This is a genomic window from Roseovarius sp. THAF27, assembly GCF_009363655.1.
GTDB lineage: Bacteria > Pseudomonadota > Alphaproteobacteria > Rhodobacterales > Rhodobacteraceae > Roseovarius.
This window is the reverse complement of the sequence record NZ_CP045393.1, coordinates 2,096,373-2,113,286: the sequence shown is the minus strand read 5'-3', so window position 1 is coordinate 2,113,286 and position 16,914 is coordinate 2,096,373. Positions and strand designations below refer to the sequence as shown.

The 16,914-nt window shown below is 62.6% G+C and carries 18 protein-coding genes; 7 read left to right on the top strand and 11 right to left on the bottom strand.

Features of this window, described 5'->3' with window-relative positions; all coding sequences use genetic code 11:
- Positions 1–16 precede the first annotated feature (16 nt).
- The gene (gene rpmF, locus FIU89_RS10465; RefSeq protein WP_057789461.1) at positions 17–223 is read right to left on the bottom strand and encodes a 50S ribosomal protein L32; all 207 of its coding nucleotides are present in this window, start codon (positions 221–223) and stop codon (positions 17–19) included.
- 150 nt (positions 224–373) lie between these two features.
- Positions 374–928: a DUF177 domain-containing protein gene (locus FIU89_RS10460; RefSeq protein ID WP_152492532.1), complete on the bottom strand. Its 555-nt coding sequence runs from the start codon at positions 926–928 to the stop codon at positions 374–376.
- A gap of 96 nt (positions 929–1,024) precedes the next feature.
- Here FIU89_RS10460 and FIU89_RS10455 point away from each other — a divergent pair, with 96 nt between their 5' ends.
- The 3 genes from FIU89_RS10455 (at position 1,025) to FIU89_RS10445 (ending at position 4,165) form a co-directional block, all read left to right on the top strand.
- Complete coding sequence (locus FIU89_RS10455) at positions 1,025–1,471, top strand: outer membrane protein assembly factor BamE (RefSeq protein ID WP_152492531.1); 447 nt, start codon at positions 1,025–1,027, stop codon at positions 1,469–1,471.
- Between the two features lie 73 nt (positions 1,472–1,544).
- A complete protein-coding gene (locus FIU89_RS10450) occupies positions 1,545–2,297 on the top strand; it encodes a GNAT family N-acetyltransferase (RefSeq protein WP_254701643.1) in 753 nt (250 codons plus the stop codon).
- Positions 2,298–2,341: 44 nt separating this feature from the next.
- Positions 2,342–4,165: an ABC-F family ATP-binding cassette domain-containing protein gene (locus FIU89_RS10445; RefSeq protein WP_152492530.1), complete on the top strand. Its 1,824-nt coding sequence runs from the start codon at positions 2,342–2,344 to the stop codon at positions 4,163–4,165.
- A 12-nt stretch (positions 4,166–4,177) separates the two neighbouring features.
- Here the strand turns inward: FIU89_RS10445 and FIU89_RS10440 are convergent, their stop codons facing one another.
- The 3 genes from FIU89_RS10440 to FIU89_RS10430 all read right to left on the bottom strand — a co-directional run bounded on the left by FIU89_RS10440 (position 4,178) and on the right by FIU89_RS10430 (position 7,731).
- Positions 4,178–6,058, bottom strand: a complete 1,881-nt coding sequence (locus tag FIU89_RS10440) for a nucleoside-diphosphate sugar epimerase/dehydratase (RefSeq protein ID WP_152492529.1) — start codon at positions 6,056–6,058, stop codon at positions 4,178–4,180.
- 192 nt (positions 6,059–6,250) lie between these two features.
- Positions 6,251–6,865 carry a sugar transferase gene (locus tag FIU89_RS10435; RefSeq protein ID WP_152492528.1) on the bottom strand — a complete coding sequence of 205 codons (615 nt, stop codon included), beginning with the start codon at positions 6,863–6,865 and terminating at the stop codon, positions 6,251–6,253.
- The gene (locus FIU89_RS10430) at positions 6,862–7,731 is read right to left on the bottom strand and encodes an NAD(P)-dependent oxidoreductase (protein WP_172978085.1); all 870 of its coding nucleotides are present in this window, start codon (positions 7,729–7,731) and stop codon (positions 6,862–6,864) included. The genes FIU89_RS10435 and FIU89_RS10430 overlap by 4 nt, the downstream gene beginning before the upstream one ends.
- A 67-nt stretch (positions 7,732–7,798) precedes the next feature.
- On the opposite strand from FIU89_RS10430, the gene FIU89_RS10425 reads away from it, so the two are divergent.
- On the top strand, positions 7,799–8,917 hold the full coding sequence (locus FIU89_RS10425) for a polysaccharide biosynthesis/export family protein (protein WP_368372972.1): 1,119 nt from the start codon (positions 7,799–7,801) through the stop codon (positions 8,915–8,917).
- Here FIU89_RS10425 and FIU89_RS10420 read toward each other — a convergent pair whose 3' ends face one another.
- The 3 genes from FIU89_RS10420 to gyrA all read right to left on the bottom strand — a co-directional run bounded on the left by FIU89_RS10420 (position 8,918) and on the right by gyrA (position 12,864).
- Positions 8,918–9,268, bottom strand: coding sequence for a DUF6614 family protein (locus tag FIU89_RS10420; RefSeq protein ID WP_152494483.1), 351 nt, complete (start codon positions 9,266–9,268; stop codon positions 8,918–8,920).
- Between the two features lie 83 nt (positions 9,269–9,351).
- The gene (locus FIU89_RS10415) at positions 9,352–9,909 is read right to left on the bottom strand and encodes a hypothetical protein (RefSeq protein ID WP_152492526.1); all 558 of its coding nucleotides are present in this window, start codon (positions 9,907–9,909) and stop codon (positions 9,352–9,354) included.
- A gap of 192 nt (positions 9,910–10,101) precedes the next feature.
- Positions 10,102–12,864 carry a DNA gyrase subunit A gene (gene gyrA / locus FIU89_RS10410; RefSeq protein WP_254701642.1) on the bottom strand — a complete coding sequence of 921 codons (2,763 nt, stop codon included), beginning with the start codon at positions 12,862–12,864 and terminating at the stop codon, positions 10,102–10,104.
- 191 nt (positions 12,865–13,055) lie between these two features.
- Here gyrA and FIU89_RS10405 point away from each other — a divergent pair, with 191 nt between their 5' ends.
- Together FIU89_RS10405 and FIU89_RS10400 are read left to right on the top strand one after the other, a co-directional pair.
- Positions 13,056–13,337 carry an usg protein gene (locus FIU89_RS10405; RefSeq protein WP_152492525.1) on the top strand — a complete coding sequence of 94 codons (282 nt, stop codon included), beginning with the start codon at positions 13,056–13,058 and terminating at the stop codon, positions 13,335–13,337.
- 170 nt (positions 13,338–13,507) lie between these two features.
- On the top strand, positions 13,508–13,975 hold the full coding sequence (locus tag FIU89_RS10400) for a BrnA antitoxin family protein (RefSeq protein ID WP_152492524.1): 468 nt from the start codon (positions 13,508–13,510) through the stop codon (positions 13,973–13,975).
- Positions 13,976–13,996: 21 nt separating this feature from the next.
- Here the strand turns inward: FIU89_RS10400 and FIU89_RS10395 are convergent, their stop codons facing one another.
- The 3 genes from FIU89_RS10395 to hemB form a co-directional block, all read right to left on the bottom strand.
- Entirely contained in the window at positions 13,997–14,452 is a 456-nt protein-coding gene (locus tag FIU89_RS10395) for a hypothetical protein (protein WP_152492523.1), read from the bottom strand.
- Positions 14,453–14,547: 95 nt separating this feature from the next.
- Positions 14,548–15,108, bottom strand: coding sequence for a YSC84-related protein (locus FIU89_RS10390; RefSeq protein WP_152492522.1), 561 nt, complete (start codon positions 15,106–15,108; stop codon positions 14,548–14,550).
- A 136-nt stretch (positions 15,109–15,244) separates the two neighbouring features.
- Positions 15,245–16,243, bottom strand: coding sequence for a porphobilinogen synthase (gene hemB, locus FIU89_RS10385; protein ID WP_152492521.1), 999 nt, complete (start codon positions 16,241–16,243; stop codon positions 15,245–15,247).
- A 140-nt stretch (positions 16,244–16,383) separates the two neighbouring features.
- Between hemB and FIU89_RS10380 the strand changes: the two genes are divergently transcribed.
- Positions 16,384–16,911 (top strand): component of SufBCD complex, encoded by a 528-nt coding sequence (locus tag FIU89_RS10380; protein ID WP_152492520.1) that lies wholly within the window; start codon positions 16,384–16,386, stop codon positions 16,909–16,911.
- The last annotated feature ends 3 nt before the right edge of the window (positions 16,912–16,914 follow it).

The following is a 16,914-nucleotide window of genomic DNA, read 5'->3' as shown; positions in this document are numbered from 1 at the left end:
GTCCCTTTGCTGCCGCTTAGGCTGCGTCTTCGTCCAGATCGACCTCGTCATCCAGCGCGATGACTTCGCGGTCCGCATAGTGACCGCAGGCGACACACACGTGATGCGGGCGCTTCAGTTCACCGCAGTTGGGGCACTCGTTCGGGTTGGCACCCTCAAGCGAGTCATGCGCCCGGCGATTGTTCCGGCGCGATTTCGATACTTTGTTCTGTTGGACAGCCATGTCACAACCTCAAATCTTGTGGGCCTCACGGCCCGGTTTCATACGCTGCCGCGGCTCCTATTCCTCGAGAGCCTGCCGTGCAACCCTAAATCCGGTGAGAGCGCGAAAATACAAGGAAATCGCTTGCTGTCCAGCGATTCTTTCGTGCCCTCAATCGCCGTCTTTCAACTGGCCTTTCAGTTTCGCGAGGGCGGCAAAAGGCTTGGCATCCGCGTCCGTCATCGGCGTGACGCCCGGGGGCGCATATTGGGCATTCTCACTGGGTGTTCCCGTGCTGCGAGGGTAGGGCGGCAGCGCCAGCGCAATCGCCTCCTGCAGCACAGCCCACAGGTCGATCTGGTCGCTCAGCGGGTCGATCGTCTCGTCCTCGGGCATCTCGATCTCTTCCATGTCGGTGTCTACGCCCGGCCAATCCTTGCGAAACTTGCGGACGATCTCTTCGTCGATGCGTGTCGTGACAGGGTCCAGCGTCACCACGCAGGACTGCACCACGGTCGCCCCGAGCCGTGCTTCGAGTTTCCAGTTTTCGCCGTCGTCAGGATGCATCGCGCCCTCGAGTCGCACTTTTTTCAGCGCGAGAATCCCGAGGTCTTCCGCCATGCGCGCCATGTCCGGAGCATCCGGCTCGATCCGAAATGGATGCGATCGGTTCATCGACATCTGTGCCAGATGCAGCACGGTCGGATTTTCTGTCTTTTCGCTCATAGACGTATCACCTATCCTTTCTTGAACCTGACCGCTACCTTGTTGTATCGGGTACTTGGGTGTTTGGGACCCGTTCAAGAGGCGAAGAGGGGTGGCATGAAAAAACGGTTTGCCAGGATTGGTGCCATTGTGTGCCTTGTGGGGGCGCTTGCCGCCTGTACCCCGACCTATCGCAATCACGGATACATGCCGCTTCAGGAGGATCTTCAGAACCTTGTCGTGGGTGTGGACACGCGCGACACGGTCAACGACGTGATAGGACCGCCGTCTTCGGCCGGCATGTTGGACCGCGGCGACTATTACTACGTGCGCAGCCGCGTCAAGGAAGTGGGCATGTACCGTCCAGAGGTGATCGAGCGGCAGGTGCTGGCCATCAGTTTCGCGCCGAACGATACCATCGCCAACATCGAGACCTTCTCCCTGGCCGACGGCAACATCGTCCCACTGACCCGCCGCGTGACCGACTCTTCGGTGGTGGGCAACGGCTTCCTGCGTCAGATCCTGGGCAACTTCGGCAACATCGATCCCGGCACTTTCTTCTAGCCGCGGGCGTCATTCGCCTGTCACATGCTTCATGTTAAGCGGTTCGCACATATATAAAGCGTAAGCGACCGCCATGGATGAGGCCGAGATGTTGAGCAAGGGACGCTACCGCACGCGCATCGCCGATGGCGACGCCGACATAGAGGCGGCGCAGCGCCTTCGGCAACTGGCCTTCAGGGGCGGCGATTCCCAGGATGACCTCGACCGGGATCAGTTCGACGGCATCTGTACGCATATCCTTGTCGAGGACGCCCAGGACAAGCGCCTGATCTGCTGCTTCAGAATGCTGCCACTTGATGGCGGCGACGAGATCGAGCGCAGCTATTCCGCGCAGTTCTACGAATTGTCCGCGCTGCGGGCATTTTCCGGCCGGATGGTCGAGATGGGCCGCTTCTGCATCCATCCCGAGGCGCGTGACCCCGACATCTTGCGCGTGGCGTGGGCAGAGATGACGCGCTACGTCGATGACAACGACGTGGAACTGCTGTTCGGATGCTCGTCTTTCAAGGGAACCGACGCCGACGACTACCTCGACGCCTTCGCGATGTTGAAGGAACGCCACCTTGCGCCGCGGCGATGGTTGCCGCGCGTCAAGGCGCCTTCGGTGTTTCGCTTCGCGCAAAAGCTGCGCCTGCGGCAACCCGATGCCAAGTTGGCCATGCTGCGAATGCCGCCACTGCTGCGCACATACCTGGTGATGGGCGGCTGGGTCAGCGATCACGCGGTGGTGGACCTGCAGATGAACACGCTTCACGTTTTCACCGGGCTCGAGATCAACGCGATCCCGCCAGCCCGCAAGCGCCTGCTTCGCGCCGTTGTGCAATAACGCGACCGCTTGACGCTCCCCCCGGCGCGGGATAGCGCTGCGCCATGGCGCGTGCACCCCTCATCCAGCTGTCGGACATTTCCCTTACCTTTGGCGGCGAACCTGTCTTCGACGATCTGTCGCTGGTGGTTCAGACAGGCGACCGCGTCGCGCTGGTCGGGCGCAACGGCTCTGGCAAATCCACCCTCATGAAGGTCATCGCCGGTCTGGTGGAACCCGATCGCGGCACCCGCGCCCTGCAGCCCGACGCTTCGGTCGGCTACATGGAACAGGAGCCTGACATGACCGGCTTCGACACGCTGGGTGCGTTCGCGGCCGACGGTCTGGACGAGGCAGAGCATTACCGTGTGGAAATGGCCGCCGAAGGGTTGAAGTTCGAACCTGGCCGGCCCGTCGCCACCGCGTCGGGCGGAGAGCGCCGCAGGGCCGCGCTGGCGAAACTGATGGCGCAGGCGCCGGATCTGATGCTGCTGGACGAACCCACGAACCACCTTGATATCGAGGCGATCGGCTGGCTGGAACAGCAGCTGAAGGAGACGCGGGCGGGCTACATCATCATATCGCACGACCGCGCCTTTCTGCGCGAGTTGACCCGTGCCACGCTCTGGATCGACCGCGGCATGACCAGGCGGCAGGAAAAGGGCTTCGAGCACTTCGAGGCATGGCGCGACAAGGTCTGGGAAGAAGAGGACCAGGCGCGTCACAAGCTCAACCGCAAGATCGCCGAAGAGGCCCGGTGGGCGGTCGAGGGCATCAGCGCCCGGCGCAAGCGCAACCAGGGGCGGGTTCGTGCGCTTCAGGATCTCCGCGCCGAACGGGCGTCCCAGATCAAACGGCAGGGCACCGCAGCCATGGCGCTGGCCAGCGGCCCGCAATCCGGCCGCAAGGTGATCGAGGCGTCACACATCTCCAAGAGTTTCGGGGAGGCCCCCGTTGTGCTCGATCTTTCCCTGACGATCCAGCGCAAGGACCGGGTCGCCTTCATCGGCCCGAACGGGGTGGGCAAGACAACGCTTCTGAAGCTGCTGATGAAATCGCTCGAACCCGACGAGGGAGAAGTGCGGCACGGTACGAATCTTGTGCCGGCCGTGTTCGATCAGGCGCGGGCAAAGCTGGCTCCCGACATGACGCTCTGGGACAGTCTGACCGGCGATCCGGACATGCGCGTCTCGGGGCAGGCCGATCAGGTCATGGTGCGCGGCGTGCCGCGTCACGTTGTCGGGTACCTCAAGGATTTTCTGTTCGACGAGCGGCAGGTGCGCGCCCCCGTCCGGTCGCTCTCGGGCGGGGAAAAGGCGCGCCTGTTGCTGGCCAGGCTGATGGCGCGGGAAAGCAACCTGCTTGTGCTCGACGAACCGACCAACGATCTGGATATCGAAACGCTCGATCTGCTGCAGGAACTGCTGGACGACTATGACGGCACGGTTCTGCTGGTCAGCCACGACCGGGATTTCCTGGATCGGGTGGCGACCACCACCGTCGCAATGGAGGGGCGCGGCAGGCATACCGTCTATGCGGGGGGCTGGACCGATTATCAGGCGCAGCGTGTGGCGCCCGAGGTTACGCCTGAAAAAAAGCCGCAAAAGCCTACGCCGGCCGCGGGACAGCAGCGGTTAGCGGGCAACGCGAGCAAACAGAAACTCAGTTTCAAGGACAAGCACCGGCTTGACACTCTGCCCGATCAGATCGCCCGGCTGGAAGCCGAGATCGCGAAGCTGGAGGAATTGCTTGCCGACCCGGGGCTTTATACCCGGGACCCTTCGAAGTTCGCCAAGGCGACCGAAGGTTTGAACCAACGGCAGGCGGCACTGGGCGAGGCCGAAGAGGAATGGCTTCTTCTGGCGGAGAAGGCCGAGAACACCGGCTAGCCTTGGCCGGCGCTACTCGTTCACCGATTTGCCGCCTTTCCCCATTTCGCTCTTCTCGATCCACTGATGCAGCGTCGCTTCCATCTGTTCCGCATTCCGCGTGTCGATCGCTTGCCGCAAGGATTGCAGGGCGTTGGCCATTTCGATTTCTGAAAGGTGCTTTTCCTGTGCCCGCAGGATTTTCGGATGCGGCGTCGTCAGCATATCGGAGCCGATCAGCAGTTCCTCGTGCAATTTCTCGCCGGGGCGCAGGCCGGTGATTTTGATCTCGACGTCGCCGCCCGGGTTTTCAGCGTCGCGCACGGTGTGTCCGGCATTCTCGATCATTCTGCGTGCCAGCTCGTAGATCGGTACGGGTTTGCCCATGTCGAGCACGAACACGTCGCCGCCGCGGGCGAAGGAGCCGGTCAGCAGGACCAGCCGCACTGCTTCCGGGATGGTCATGAAATACCGGGTGACATCGGTATGGGTCAGCGTCACCGGACCGCCCCGAGAAATCTGTTCCTGGAATAGCGGGATGACCGACCCCGACGAGCCAAGAACGTTGCCGAACCGCACCATCGAAAACCGAGTGCCATTCGACCGCGTCGCCAGATCCTGCACCGTCAGTTCGGCAAACCGTTTCGAGGCGCCCATGATCGAGGACGGGCGCACCGCCTTGTCGGTGGAAATGAGGATGAAGCGTTCCACGCCCGTACGCATCGCCGCGCTGGCGACGGTCCTTGTTCCGAACACGTTGTTTCGGATTCCTTCCAGCGCATTGTGCTCGACCATGGGCACGTGCTTGTAGGCCGCGGCGTGCAGGACGATCTCGATCTGGTGTGTGCGCATGACGTCGGCAACCAGCGGCTCTTCGGTGACACTGCCCAGGACGGGGATGACCGTCGCCTCGGGCAGGATCGCATTCAGTTCGCGGTGGATCTCGAACAAGGCCAGCTCGCTGTGGTCCAGCAAGACGAGTTTGCCCGGTTCGCAGGACAGAATCTGGCGAGACAGTTCCGCGCCTATCGACCCGCCTGCGCCGGTCACCAGGATATTGCGGTTCCGGTACGTTTCGAAGACACCGGGCAGATCGTCGTCAAAGCCGGCACGGCCGAGCAGTGTATTGACGTCGACGGGCTTGGTTTCGGACAGGCTCGCGGACGATGTTGCAACCAGATCCGCGAAGGACGGCATCGAATGGACTTCGCAGGATGTGCTGGCCAGACGTTTGATGATACTGGACTGAACCGCCCGATTGGCGCTTGGCATGGCCAGGACGACGCGCTTGACCTGGTACCTCTGGATCAGGTCTTCGAGGTCGCCAGGCGAATAGGTGCGCAGCCCTCCAATGGTGATGCCCTGCAACCGCAAGTCATCATCCACGAAAGCGACGGGCTCTACCGCGTCGTCGACAGACAGCGCGGTCGCCAGTTGCTGCCCGGTCTGTCCCGCGCCGTAGATGATGATCGGCAATCTTGCATTGCCGCGCCGGTAGACGGACAGAAGTACTTGCCGCATCAGCAGCCGTGACGACACCGAGAGGATGAGAAAAAGCATTCCCATGACCACGAAAAGCGGCGCTGGAAAGGTCATCCCGAAGAACACCGCCGACATCAGCGCGCCGGTACCGATCATCACGGCCGCAACAAAGGCGGATTCGACCACGCCTTGCATCTGATAGGCGTTCAGCTTGATCCGGTGCAGTCCCAGCACGAAGATCAGAGCCAGGCCGACTCCTGTCACGCAGGTCACGCTCATCAGGAACGCATCGGCATGCGCCGTGACACCGTCCATGCCCAGCAACAGGAACCCGGCTACGATATGAGATACCGCGATCAGGACACCGTCGACTGCAAGCAGGATTTTCCGCTTTTGATGACGCGAAAGGGAAACCGCCAACTTGTAAAGCATCAAGCCCCGCCTCGTACGACCATGAGTTGAACCTTTATTGGCAAATACAACTTAAACAAATCACATCATCCCAACGAAACGCAACACGGTACATAGAATGGAAAATCTCCGCGTCACAAGTGAATTCTGCTGCGTATGCAATGCATGTGCGGATTCCAGTCTTAGCATGTATCTGTTATAGCTTCGTATAGGTTAGCCGCCTGAGGCGAAAACCCGCCTAACCGTCCTGACGATCAGTGCGGCGTCGAAACAGAGCGTCCTGTTTCTGGCCCAGATAAGGTCGATTTTTGCCTTGGCCGGCACACAACGACGCAGATAGACATCATCGGTTTCGGCCTGTGAATGGCATCTCGACAAGAGCTGTTCCTCCCGACGATGAAACACCAGCGTCGCCAGCCCCGTGACACCGGGGCGGTTTTCCAGAACCTCGGCATATACCAGAGGGCACAGACGGACGAAGCGGGGCAGGGGCGGTCGCGGGCCGACAAAGCTCATGTCGCCTTTCAGGATATTCCACAGCTGCGGCAGCTCATCCAGGCGTTTGCGACGCAGGAATCTTCCGGTCTTGGTGATGCGGCTCTGCTTGTACGCCCCGGACACGGACGCATCCCGGCCCGAATTCGTCATCGTTCGGAACTTCCACAGGATAAAGCTCTGTCCCGGCGCCTTCATGCGTTTCGACGGATAAAGGATCGGCCGGCCGTCGAGGACAAGAATGGCCGCGGCCACCAGCAGCGTCGGGATCAACAACACCACGACCAGCAACAGGGCCAATGCGATGTCCATGACCCGCTTGCCGGGACTCATCGGCGTACCTCCAGTCGGTTCAAATCTGCGATCATCTCGCCTGCGTCGGAGGTGAATCGATGGTCGGGCAGCAGGGCCTGCAGGCGCCCGACGTCCAGCGACACTTCCTTGATTGCGCTGTCGGGGGCAGGGCGCCACAGAACGTGCCGGCCCGCAGCCACCACCAGGTCTTCCATCGCCACCGGCCCGGGCGCGGCAATATTGAGCACGCGTGGCATCGGTTTTGTCTCCGTGTCGGAAAGGCGTTTCAACACCGCAAGCAGGTCGGTCGCCCCGATATAACTGCGAATGGGGCCGCGTCCATCCGCAAACTGGTCCAGCGTGACCCCGCCACCCTTTGCCAGCGCTGGTGCCAGGCTGTCAGCGCCGACCACGTTGGCCAGGCGCAACACATGCTCTGACACGGCGCTGTCGCCTGAGGTCACCGTGCGCTCCATGTTCAGTTTCGCCTCCCCGTATGGGCCGATCGGGCGCAATGGTGCGTCCTCGGTCAGTTTTGCGCCGGGGCCGTAAACGGCGGCCGTGGAAATATGGAACAGCCGCCGAGCACCGCAATGCTGCGCTACGCGGCGCGACAGGCCCACAAGCGCGGTATTCATTGCAAGGTCATCGCTCGTGCCGGCGGTCTTGCCCCACAGCGCAATCATCATGTCGCAGGCCGGCAGCCGGTCCAACGAGTCATCGGGTGTCCAACGCACGTCCCGGTCCGGTCCGCCGGACTGAAATATGAACTCGGCGTCACAACAGGCGCCCGTAGTCCTTGCGGCATGCAGCAATCGACCAAGCCGTCCACCAGAGCCCGCTACAAGTATCCGCATCCCGACGTCCAGCCCGGGCAATCTCGCCGGATTGCCCTCTTTTTCCATTACCCCATTGTCTATCATCACGTGCATGGGATAGGAAACCAATGCATGCCCGCGGGGGGACACGACATTGTTGAAGACGATCCGGTTTCTATTTTTGGCCGTCGGCGTTGTTGCGCTTACAGGATGCGCGTTGCCGCGTGGCGCTGCCGTGCAGTCCGAAATATTGAAGGAACAACGCTCTGAGAAGCCGTCGTTTCAGTTGGTCGAGGTGACGCGCGAGCTGACGCCGCTGATCGCGAAATGGCCGCACAGCGGCGCGAGCGCCAAATTCCACTGGTTCGGGGCCGATCAAGGGCCTGATTCCTCGGCTATCCAGACCGGCGATACGGTCAATATCGTGGTCTGGGACAGCGAAGACAACTCTCTTCTGACCGGACTGAACGGAACCGCAGCCGAAATCCCCCCACAGGAGGTTTCCGCGGCAGGCCGCATCTTCCTGCCCTATGTCGGCGAGGTGTCGGTGCGGGGCCTAACCCCATCCTCGGCAAGAGCCCGGCTGCAATCGCAGTTCGAACAGATCCAGCCTTCGGCGCAGGTGCAACTGTCCGTGACGCCCGGACGCAACAATTCTGTCGACGTTGTCGGCGGGGTCGCGGCGCCGGGTCGCTATCCGCTCGACAGCCGGAACACCAAGATACTGGGCGTGGTGGCCCAGAGCGGCGGAGTGAATCCCGCCCTGCGCAACCCGATGATTCGCCTTCAACGCGGGGGCCGAACCTACGAGGCCCGCGTCTCGTCGCTGTTGGAAAACGCCAATCGCAACGTGCGTGTCGTCGGCGGTGACCAGATCGTGGTGGTCGAGGACGAACGCAGTTTCACGTCTCTCGGCGCGACCGGCGCACAGAAGGTGATCTATTTCGAGAAGGAGCGCATGACGGTGGTGGAAGCGCTCTCGTCCACAAGCGGTCTGAATGCGGGAACAGCCAACCCCAAGGGCGTACTCGTCCTGCGTGATTACCAGCCCAGGGACCTGAAGCCGGGACTGGCGGGTCCGAACAAACAGCAGGTCGTGTTCAGCTTCGATCTGACTTCGGCCGACGGCCTGTTCGCGGCGCGACAGTTCTTCATCCAGCCCGACGATACACTTTATGCCACCGAATCCCCCATCAATTCGGCGCGCACGGTTATCGGTCTGTTTGGAACGATCATCGGTGTGACCAGCTCGGTGAACAACGTCAGCAACTGATTAGATTATGGCCAGCCGCTCTGCGCGCTCGGGGTCGGGAAATGGGCGGTACAGCGCATAGTCGGCGGTGTCGATCATGTCGTGCATCCGTGTGTAGAGCGTCTCCGCCTCGTCACCCTGTTGTCCGACCCATCGAAAGGCCTGATCAAGCTGCGCGAGGTCGGCCACCTCGATCCTCAAAAGGAAATCGCGAAAGCTGTCGGATGCAAGGTTGAGCTTGCGCCGGACGAGCGACCATTGGCCGACAACACCGGCCGCCTGCAGATGGGACATCCAGTTGTCGAGCGCGGCTGCGAACAACATCGCTTGCGCGTCTTTTTTCAGGTCTATCTGGCAGGTGTAGATGTTCATGTCGCGCAACGCCCCTGGTCGAACGCAGGCAGACTGACAGCAAACCGTTGCGAAATCGTTGCCGGGTGCGAGCGTCGCGATCGTCACAGGGCGGCGAAGATGTTCTCGACCTCGTCACTGTCGCCATGCGTCGCCGAGACCAGCCTGGGTTTCTGGCGTTCCAGTGCAGGCTGGGGCGATACGGCTTGTGTCCTGGTCAATGGCTGCATCGCGGATGTCGTCCGCGCCCGCTGTTGTGCCCGGTCCGCGGCGGTTGCCCCCGCTGTCACGCGGCGCGGCACCACCACCTGATCGTTGCGCAGCCGCGGCGTGCTGCGGCGCCATACAAATGCGGCCCGGCTGATTTCGGTCCGTTTCAGGCCGGTGTAGCTCAGAAGGACGGCACCGACGAGCGCCAGATCGCGCCAGAACGGCTCGACCAGCGGCGTATCGGCCAGCACCAGGTTCTGCGCCACGCTGGTGGCAAACACGAAGATCGCCAGCATCAAAGATGTCAGTCGCAACCACAGCCCAAGCATGAATACGGCGGTGACGGAAAACAGCAGAACGGTGCCAATCAGGTCAGCCGTCTGCGGGTCGGTAAACGACAGGAACAACGCGGGCGGCACCACACCGGAGATCAGGCCAAGCGCGATTGCCATGAAATACGATCCGATGACGATTCGGATCAAATTCAGACCCGTGTATTCGACCCAGCGTTGCCGTCTTTGCACCAAGGCGAAAAACCCTACCCCGGGGGCAGCAAAAGCCCGGAGTTTCCTTGACCTTTTTTTGCCGAAAAATTGGGGCAGAATTCGTTCGAAACCACGCGAATTGCACGGCAGGTCATCGGCTCAGGTGGTTTCCTGGCTTTCCGCGGGGGCGCCTTCATCGAGGTCGTCTTCGCCGGTCTCGGCAATCCAGGCGACGCTGACGACCTTCTCTCCCTTTCCGGTGTTGAAGACCTTCACGCCGCCCGCGCTGCGGGACCGGAACGAGATTCCGTCAACCGGAACGCGGATCGACTGGCCTCGTGATGTTGCCAGCATGATCTGGTCCTCGATCTGAACCGGGAAGGAGGCCACCAAAGCCCCGCCGCGCATGGCCTTGTCCATGGCCTGGACACCCATGCCGCCGCGTCCGCGGACCGGGTAATCATGGCTGGAACTCAATTTGCCGGCACCCTGTTCGGTGATGGTCAGAATCAGATTCTCAGCCGCCTTCATCTCTTCAAAGCGCTCGGCCGGCAGCGGCGTTTCCGCGTTGCCCTCTTCCTCGCCCGTCTCGTCGTCATCGGCCCCAGCCATCTGTCTGCGCATCTTCAGGTACGCGGCGCGTTCGTCCGGCGTGGCCTCGAAATGGCTGATGATCGACATCGACACCACCCGGTCGCCATTGCTCAGACGGATGCCGCGTACGCCCGTCGAGGCGCGCGAGTTAAAGACCCGCACATCGGTCGCCGGGAAACGGATGGCCCGACCGGAATTCGTGACCAGCATCACGTCATCGTCGTTCGAGGCGATGCGTGCATTGATCAAGGACCAGCCTTCGCTTTCGCCTTCGAACTTCATCGCGATCTTGCCGTTGCGCATGACGTTGGTGAAATCGCTCAGTTTGTTGCGGCGGACGGTTCCGTGGTCGGTGGCAAAGACCACTTGCAGGTCGTCCCATTCGCTCTCGTCACGGTCCACCGGCATGATCGCCGCGATGCTGACCCCGGTGGGGATCGGCAAGATGTTCACGATCGCCTTTCCCTTCGACGTTCGCCCACCCAGAGGCAGCCGCCAGGTCTTCAGCTTGTAGACCATCCCGTCGGTGGTGAAGAACAGAAGCTGGGTATGCGTATTGGCCACGAACAGCGTGGTCACCACGTCCTCTTCCTTGGTCTGCATGCCCGACAGGCCTTTGCCGCCACGTTTCTGCGCGCGGAAATCGGCTAGTGCGGTGCGCTTGATATAGCCGCCCGAGGTCACGGTCACGACCATGTCCTCGCGCTCGATCAGGTCCTCGTCCTCCATGTCGCCGGACCAGTCGACGATCTCGGTGCGGCGGGGAACGGCGAATTGCTCTTTCACCTCGGTCAGCTCGTCCGAGATGATCTGCATGATTCGCTCGCGGCTGGCGAGGATCGCGAGGTATTCCTTGATCTTGCCCGCCAGTTCCTGCAGCTCGTCGGTGACCTCTTTCACGCCAAGCTGAGTCAGGCGTTGCAGGCGCAGTTCCAGGATGGCGCGGGCCTGCGTTTCGCTGAGGTTGTAGGTGCCGTCGTCGTTCGCCTTGTGCGTCGGGTCGTCGATCAGCGCGATGTATTCAAGGATATCGCCCGCGGGCCAGCGGCGGGTCATCAGCTTTTCACGGGCCTCGGCGGCATCGGCGGAGGCGCGGATCGTGGCGACCACCTCGTCGACATTGCTGACCGCCACGGCCAGGCCGCACAGCACGTGGCTGCGTTCGCGGGCCTTGCGCAGGTCATAGGCGGTGCGCCGGGCCACCACGTCCTCGCGGAACGAGATGAAGGCGCTGAGGAACCCGTAAAGCGTCAGCTGTTCGGGCCGCCCGCCGTTCAGCGCCAGCATGTTGCAGCCGAAATGCGTCTGCATCGGGGTGAAGCGGAAGAGCTGGTTCAGCACCACCTCGGCGGTGGCGTCGCGCTTCAGCTCGACCACCACGCGCACGCCGTGACGGTCGGATTCGTCCTGCACATGGGTGATGCCCTCGATGCGTTTCTCGCGCACGGTCTCGGCGATCTTCTCGATCATCGCCGACTTGTTCACCTGATAGGGAATCTCTTCGATAACAATCGCGTAGCGGTCTTTCCTGATCTCCTCGATCCGGGTCTTGGCGCGCACGATCACGCTGCCGCGCCCCTCGATATACGCCTTCCGCGCACCGGAGCGGCCGAGCATGATGCCGCCGGTGGGAAAGTCCGGGCCGGGGATGTATTCGATCAGCTGTTCGGAACTCAGGTCGGGGTTCTCGATCAGGGCCAGCGTGGCGTCGATGACCTCGCCCAGGTTGTGCGGCGGGATGTTGGTGGCCATGCCGACGGCGATGCCGCCGGCGCCGTTGACCAGCATGTTGGGGAAACGCGCGGGCAGGACCGTGGGCTCGCGGTCCTTGCCGTCGTAGTTGTCCTGGAAATCGACGGTTTCCTTCTCGATATCCGCCAAGAGCGCGCCCGCGGGCTTGTCCATGCGGACCTCGGTGTAACGCATGGCGGCGGGGTTATCGCCGTCCATGGAGCCGAAGTTGCCTTGACCGTCAAGTAGCGGTAAAGACATGGAAAAATCCTGCGCCATGCGCACCAGCGCGTCGTAGATCGCAGAGTCGCCGTGGGGGTGGTATTTACCCATGACGTCGCCCACGGGGCGGGCGGATTTGCGGTAGGCCTTGTCATGCGTGTTGCCGGTTTCGTGCATGGCGTAAAGGATGCGGCGGTGCACGGGTTTCAGGCCGTCGCGCAGGTCGGGAATGGCCCGGCTGACGATCACCGACATGGCGTAGTCCAGGTAGGACGTCTTCATCTCTTCGATGATCGACACCGACGGCCCGTCATGGACGGGGCGTTCGGGCGGCATTTCGTCTTCGTTTTCAGGGGTTTCCGGCGTGTCGTTCACGTGCTGTCCCGTCCTGTCGCATTTGTCTATATCTTGTTAACGAAACTATACCAGAGGCAGGATATGGGGTGCAATGGCCCGTGTCCCCGACCTTTGGCAGCCAGCCGGGCAGGGTGATAACATGCTGTTTTTATTGAAAACTAATTATTTCGTGCCACACTCTGATTCATAACAATAAGAGTGGTGCCAACATGGATAACACGACGGAGCTTTCGGAAACCGAACTGATGCTGAAAGGCTATGGCCTGACGACGGCGGAATTTTATTACCACATGCCGGATTATGCGCATGTTATCAATACCTTCGTCTGGCAGGACTATGATCTTGCCCCGGACCATCCCAAGCTGTTCAAGTTCATCGAATTCTGGCAGGACGAAATCGACGGACCGCTGCATTCGGTGCAGTTCATCCACCGCAAGATGATCAGCCCCGGCGAATGGCGGCAGGTGACCGGCGAGTTTTACATGAACTGAGCACGGTCGGTTAACCGATCCGCGCAACGGGCCGAAATCGCGGGGGTGACAGGCGTGCACCCCGCGTACACCCCCCGTGCACCGGGCGGTGCCGCCAAGCGGCGTTAACGTCTCGGCGGCAGGATGACGGGCATTCACCCCCCGTGTCCTCCCGTTGAAAGGAACCCCCGATGCGCCGCACGCCGCCGCCGCAGAACAACCGCGCCGCGTTGATGGACGAACTGCGACAATTGCAGGAATCGCTGACCGAGCACTGGCTGGACCGATCCCTGCCCGAGGAGTGGCAGGGGCTGGAAAGCCGCGAACCGATCGCGCGCCCGAAAACGCGGGTCACCATCCGGCTGGACAGCGACATGGTGAAATGGTTCCGCCGCCTTGGCCCCGGCTATGGCGCGCGCATCAACCGGGTGCTGCGGCTGTACTGGCTGGCCCTGATCGAGGGACGGGTCTATGCGCATTGGGACGAGAACGGCGCGGGACCGCAATTTGCCGAATACCTGAACCGGCAGATGGAGATGCTGAAAGAGCAGCGCGCCCGGCGGCGGAACGGGGACGAGGCGGATGTGGGCGCGACGGAGGAGGGCGACGACACCCCGCTGCCAGGGATCACGATAGATTTCGGCGATGGCGCGGAATGAGGCGCGCCGCCCGCGCCCCGATCAGTAGGTCGGGCAGTTCGCGGGCGGCGGGGGAATGTCGGGCAGGGCGCAGCCGCAATGGGATTTCAGCAGGGTGAAGCGTTTGCTGCGCAAGCCCATCCGCTGAAGCTGGCGATGCACCTGGCCCAGCCGGGGGCGCGCGCCGGCCGAGACTTCGAGATCCATCACCATGCGGCCATCGAAATGGGTCTGGCTTGCGGAGTCATCGGCCCCTTCCGGCAGGTGCCCCAGGGCCACGGCCTGCCGCTTGCTGCAATCTACCAGAACATAGGTCGGCCGGTATCCCGTGGCGTCGGGATCAAGCTGCGAGAAGAGGACGGTGCTGCCGCTGGCATGTTCGAGCGTGGCACGCTGGCCGTTCGGGACCTCGCAGACCGGCGGCGGCAGGGCGCAGGCGGCGGCATGGGCCGCGGTGCAGAGGGTGACAAGCGCGGCAAGTGCTGCGGTACGGGGCATGGGCGACCTCTTTCGTGACACAGAGCGCGCGAGGTGTTCACGCGCCCTTCATGGGTCGGTCGCCGTCCCGGGGCGGTTCAATCCCCGCGCGGTCGTCAGGGAATGATGCGGGTGTACTTGATGCCTTCCAGCGACGCGCCGATCAGCGCACCGGCCTGGCCGAAGATCACCGCAAGCACCGGCGAGCTGGCGGTGGTGGTGTCGGCGCGCAGGTTCTCGCCCTGGTCCGAGAACACGTATTCGATATCGGCGCCCGCGACCCAGCCGGAGGCGCGGCGGAAGTTGGCCAGCGAATCCTCGGTCATGAAGAACAGGACATGGGCGAATTGCTGTGCCCCGATCTGCAGCCCGACACTGCCCTTGGTGGCGGAATAGTAATCGACGCTGACGCCGCCGACGCGCAGGGCGCCCCGGCCATAGCCGCCGCCGACGATGAAGCCGCCCTCGGTGATCAGCGGCATGACCAGCTGGCCCACCGACTTGTTCGAGATGTCGCGGGTCTGGGGATAGCGTTGGTAAAGGTAATTGAGCGTCGAGTTAACGCGGGCGTCGATCTTTTGCGAGCCGACGCTGCCGACCCCGTTGCCGCAAGCGGCCAGAAGGGGGGACGCGGCCAATGCGCCGAGCGTGAAGCTTCGCCGGGAAAGGTTTTTCATGATACTGCCTGTTCGTTGCCTGATCGTTGGCCGGTCTTTTGAAATTGCCGGTCTGGGGCTGAGTATAGGGGCTATCGCCGGCGGTGTCACCACAGATTGTGGTGCACTTGGGCATAAGCGAGAACCCGCGCTTGTGTCAGCCGTTCAGCATCCGTGCCACGGCGGGGGCGAAATAGGTGAGAATCCCGTCGCAGCCGGCGCGTTTGAAGGCCATCAGGCTTTCGACCATGGCGCGGTCGTGGTCGATCCAGCCGTTCTGCGCGGCGGCCTGGATCATCGCGTACTCGCCCGACACCTGGTAGGCGTAGGTGGGCGCGCCGAAGGTGTCCTTCACCCGGCGGCAGATATCGAGATAGGGCAGGCCGGGCTTGACCATGACCATGTCGGCGCCCTCGGAAAGGTCGCGGGCGACGCAGCGCAGCGCCTCGTCGGAATTGGCCGGGTCCATCTGGTAGGTTTTCTTGTCGCCCTTGAGTGCGCCCGATGCGCCGACCGCATCGCGGAAGGGGCCGTAGAAGGCGCTGGCGTACTTGGCGGCGTAACTGAGCAGAAGCGTGTTCTTGTGGCCTTCGGATTCCAGCGCCGCGCGCAGGGCGCCGATGCGGCCGTCCATCATGTCCGAGGGGCCGATGATATCGACGCCCGCCGCGGCCTGGCTGAGGGCCTGTTTCACGAGCGCCTCGATGGTTTCGTCGTTGAGGATCTCGCCGTCCACGACAAAGCCGTCATGGCCGGTATCGGAATAGGGGTCGAGCGCCACATCGGTCATGATGGCGATGTCGGGCACCGCATCCTTGATCGCCCGCGTCGCGCGGTTGGAAAGGTTGTCGGGGTTCCACGCCTCGGCGCAATCCGAGGTTCGGTTCTGCGCCGAGGTATAGGGGAAGAGGCAGATGGCGGGGATGCCAAGGCCGTGCGCCTCGCGGGCGGCCTCGACCACGCGGTCGACGCTGCGGCGCAGGACGCCGGGCATGGAGGGCACGGGTTCCTCGACGCCGTCCCCGTCGCGCACGAACACGGGCCAGATCAGGTCGGCCGGGGTCAGCGTGTTCTGCGCCACCAGCGCGCGGATCGCCGGGGTGGCGCGGGTGCGCCGCAGGCGCGTGACGGGAAAGGGCCCTTGGGTGGGACGCATGGTTGCCATCCTTTTTCTGATGCGCCTTCTGAGTGGCATGGAAATTCCGCCATCTCAAGGGTAGGAATTGGCGCCAAGCGGCGCTAAGAGGTGCCCGGATAGAGCGCGGCACAGCGCAACGACGCAACGAGGCACCGGCATTGGACCTGATCGAGACGATTTTCGAGCTGATCGACATGCGCAGCTTCAGCAACCTGTGGTTCTGGATCGTTCTGGCGGTGCTGTGGTCGTCGACCAGCCACTGGGTGCTGGGCGTGCCGTGGGACATGGTGCAGCGGGCCAAGGGCGGCGACGAGCAGGGCGTCGTGGACCTGCACGACATGGTGCGCATCAACTGCAACCGCATCCTTTACATCGCGCGTGAGACCGGGCTGCTGATGGCGGGGTTCATCTGTTTCGTTCTGACCTCGGCGGCGCTGCTGGGCTTCGTTTACGGCAACGAGTTCAGCCAGGCGCTGTTCCTGCTGGGGTTTCCGATGACGCTGGTGGCACTGATGGCCGTCTTCACGGCGCACCGCATCACCCGGGACGAACTGGTGGGCGCGGCGCTTTACAAGCGGATGCATTATCACCGCATCGCCACGCAGCTGGTGGGCATCCTGTCGATCCTGGTGACCGCGATGTGGGGTATGCTGGTCAACATGTCGACCGGCGTGCTGGGCGGCTGAGGG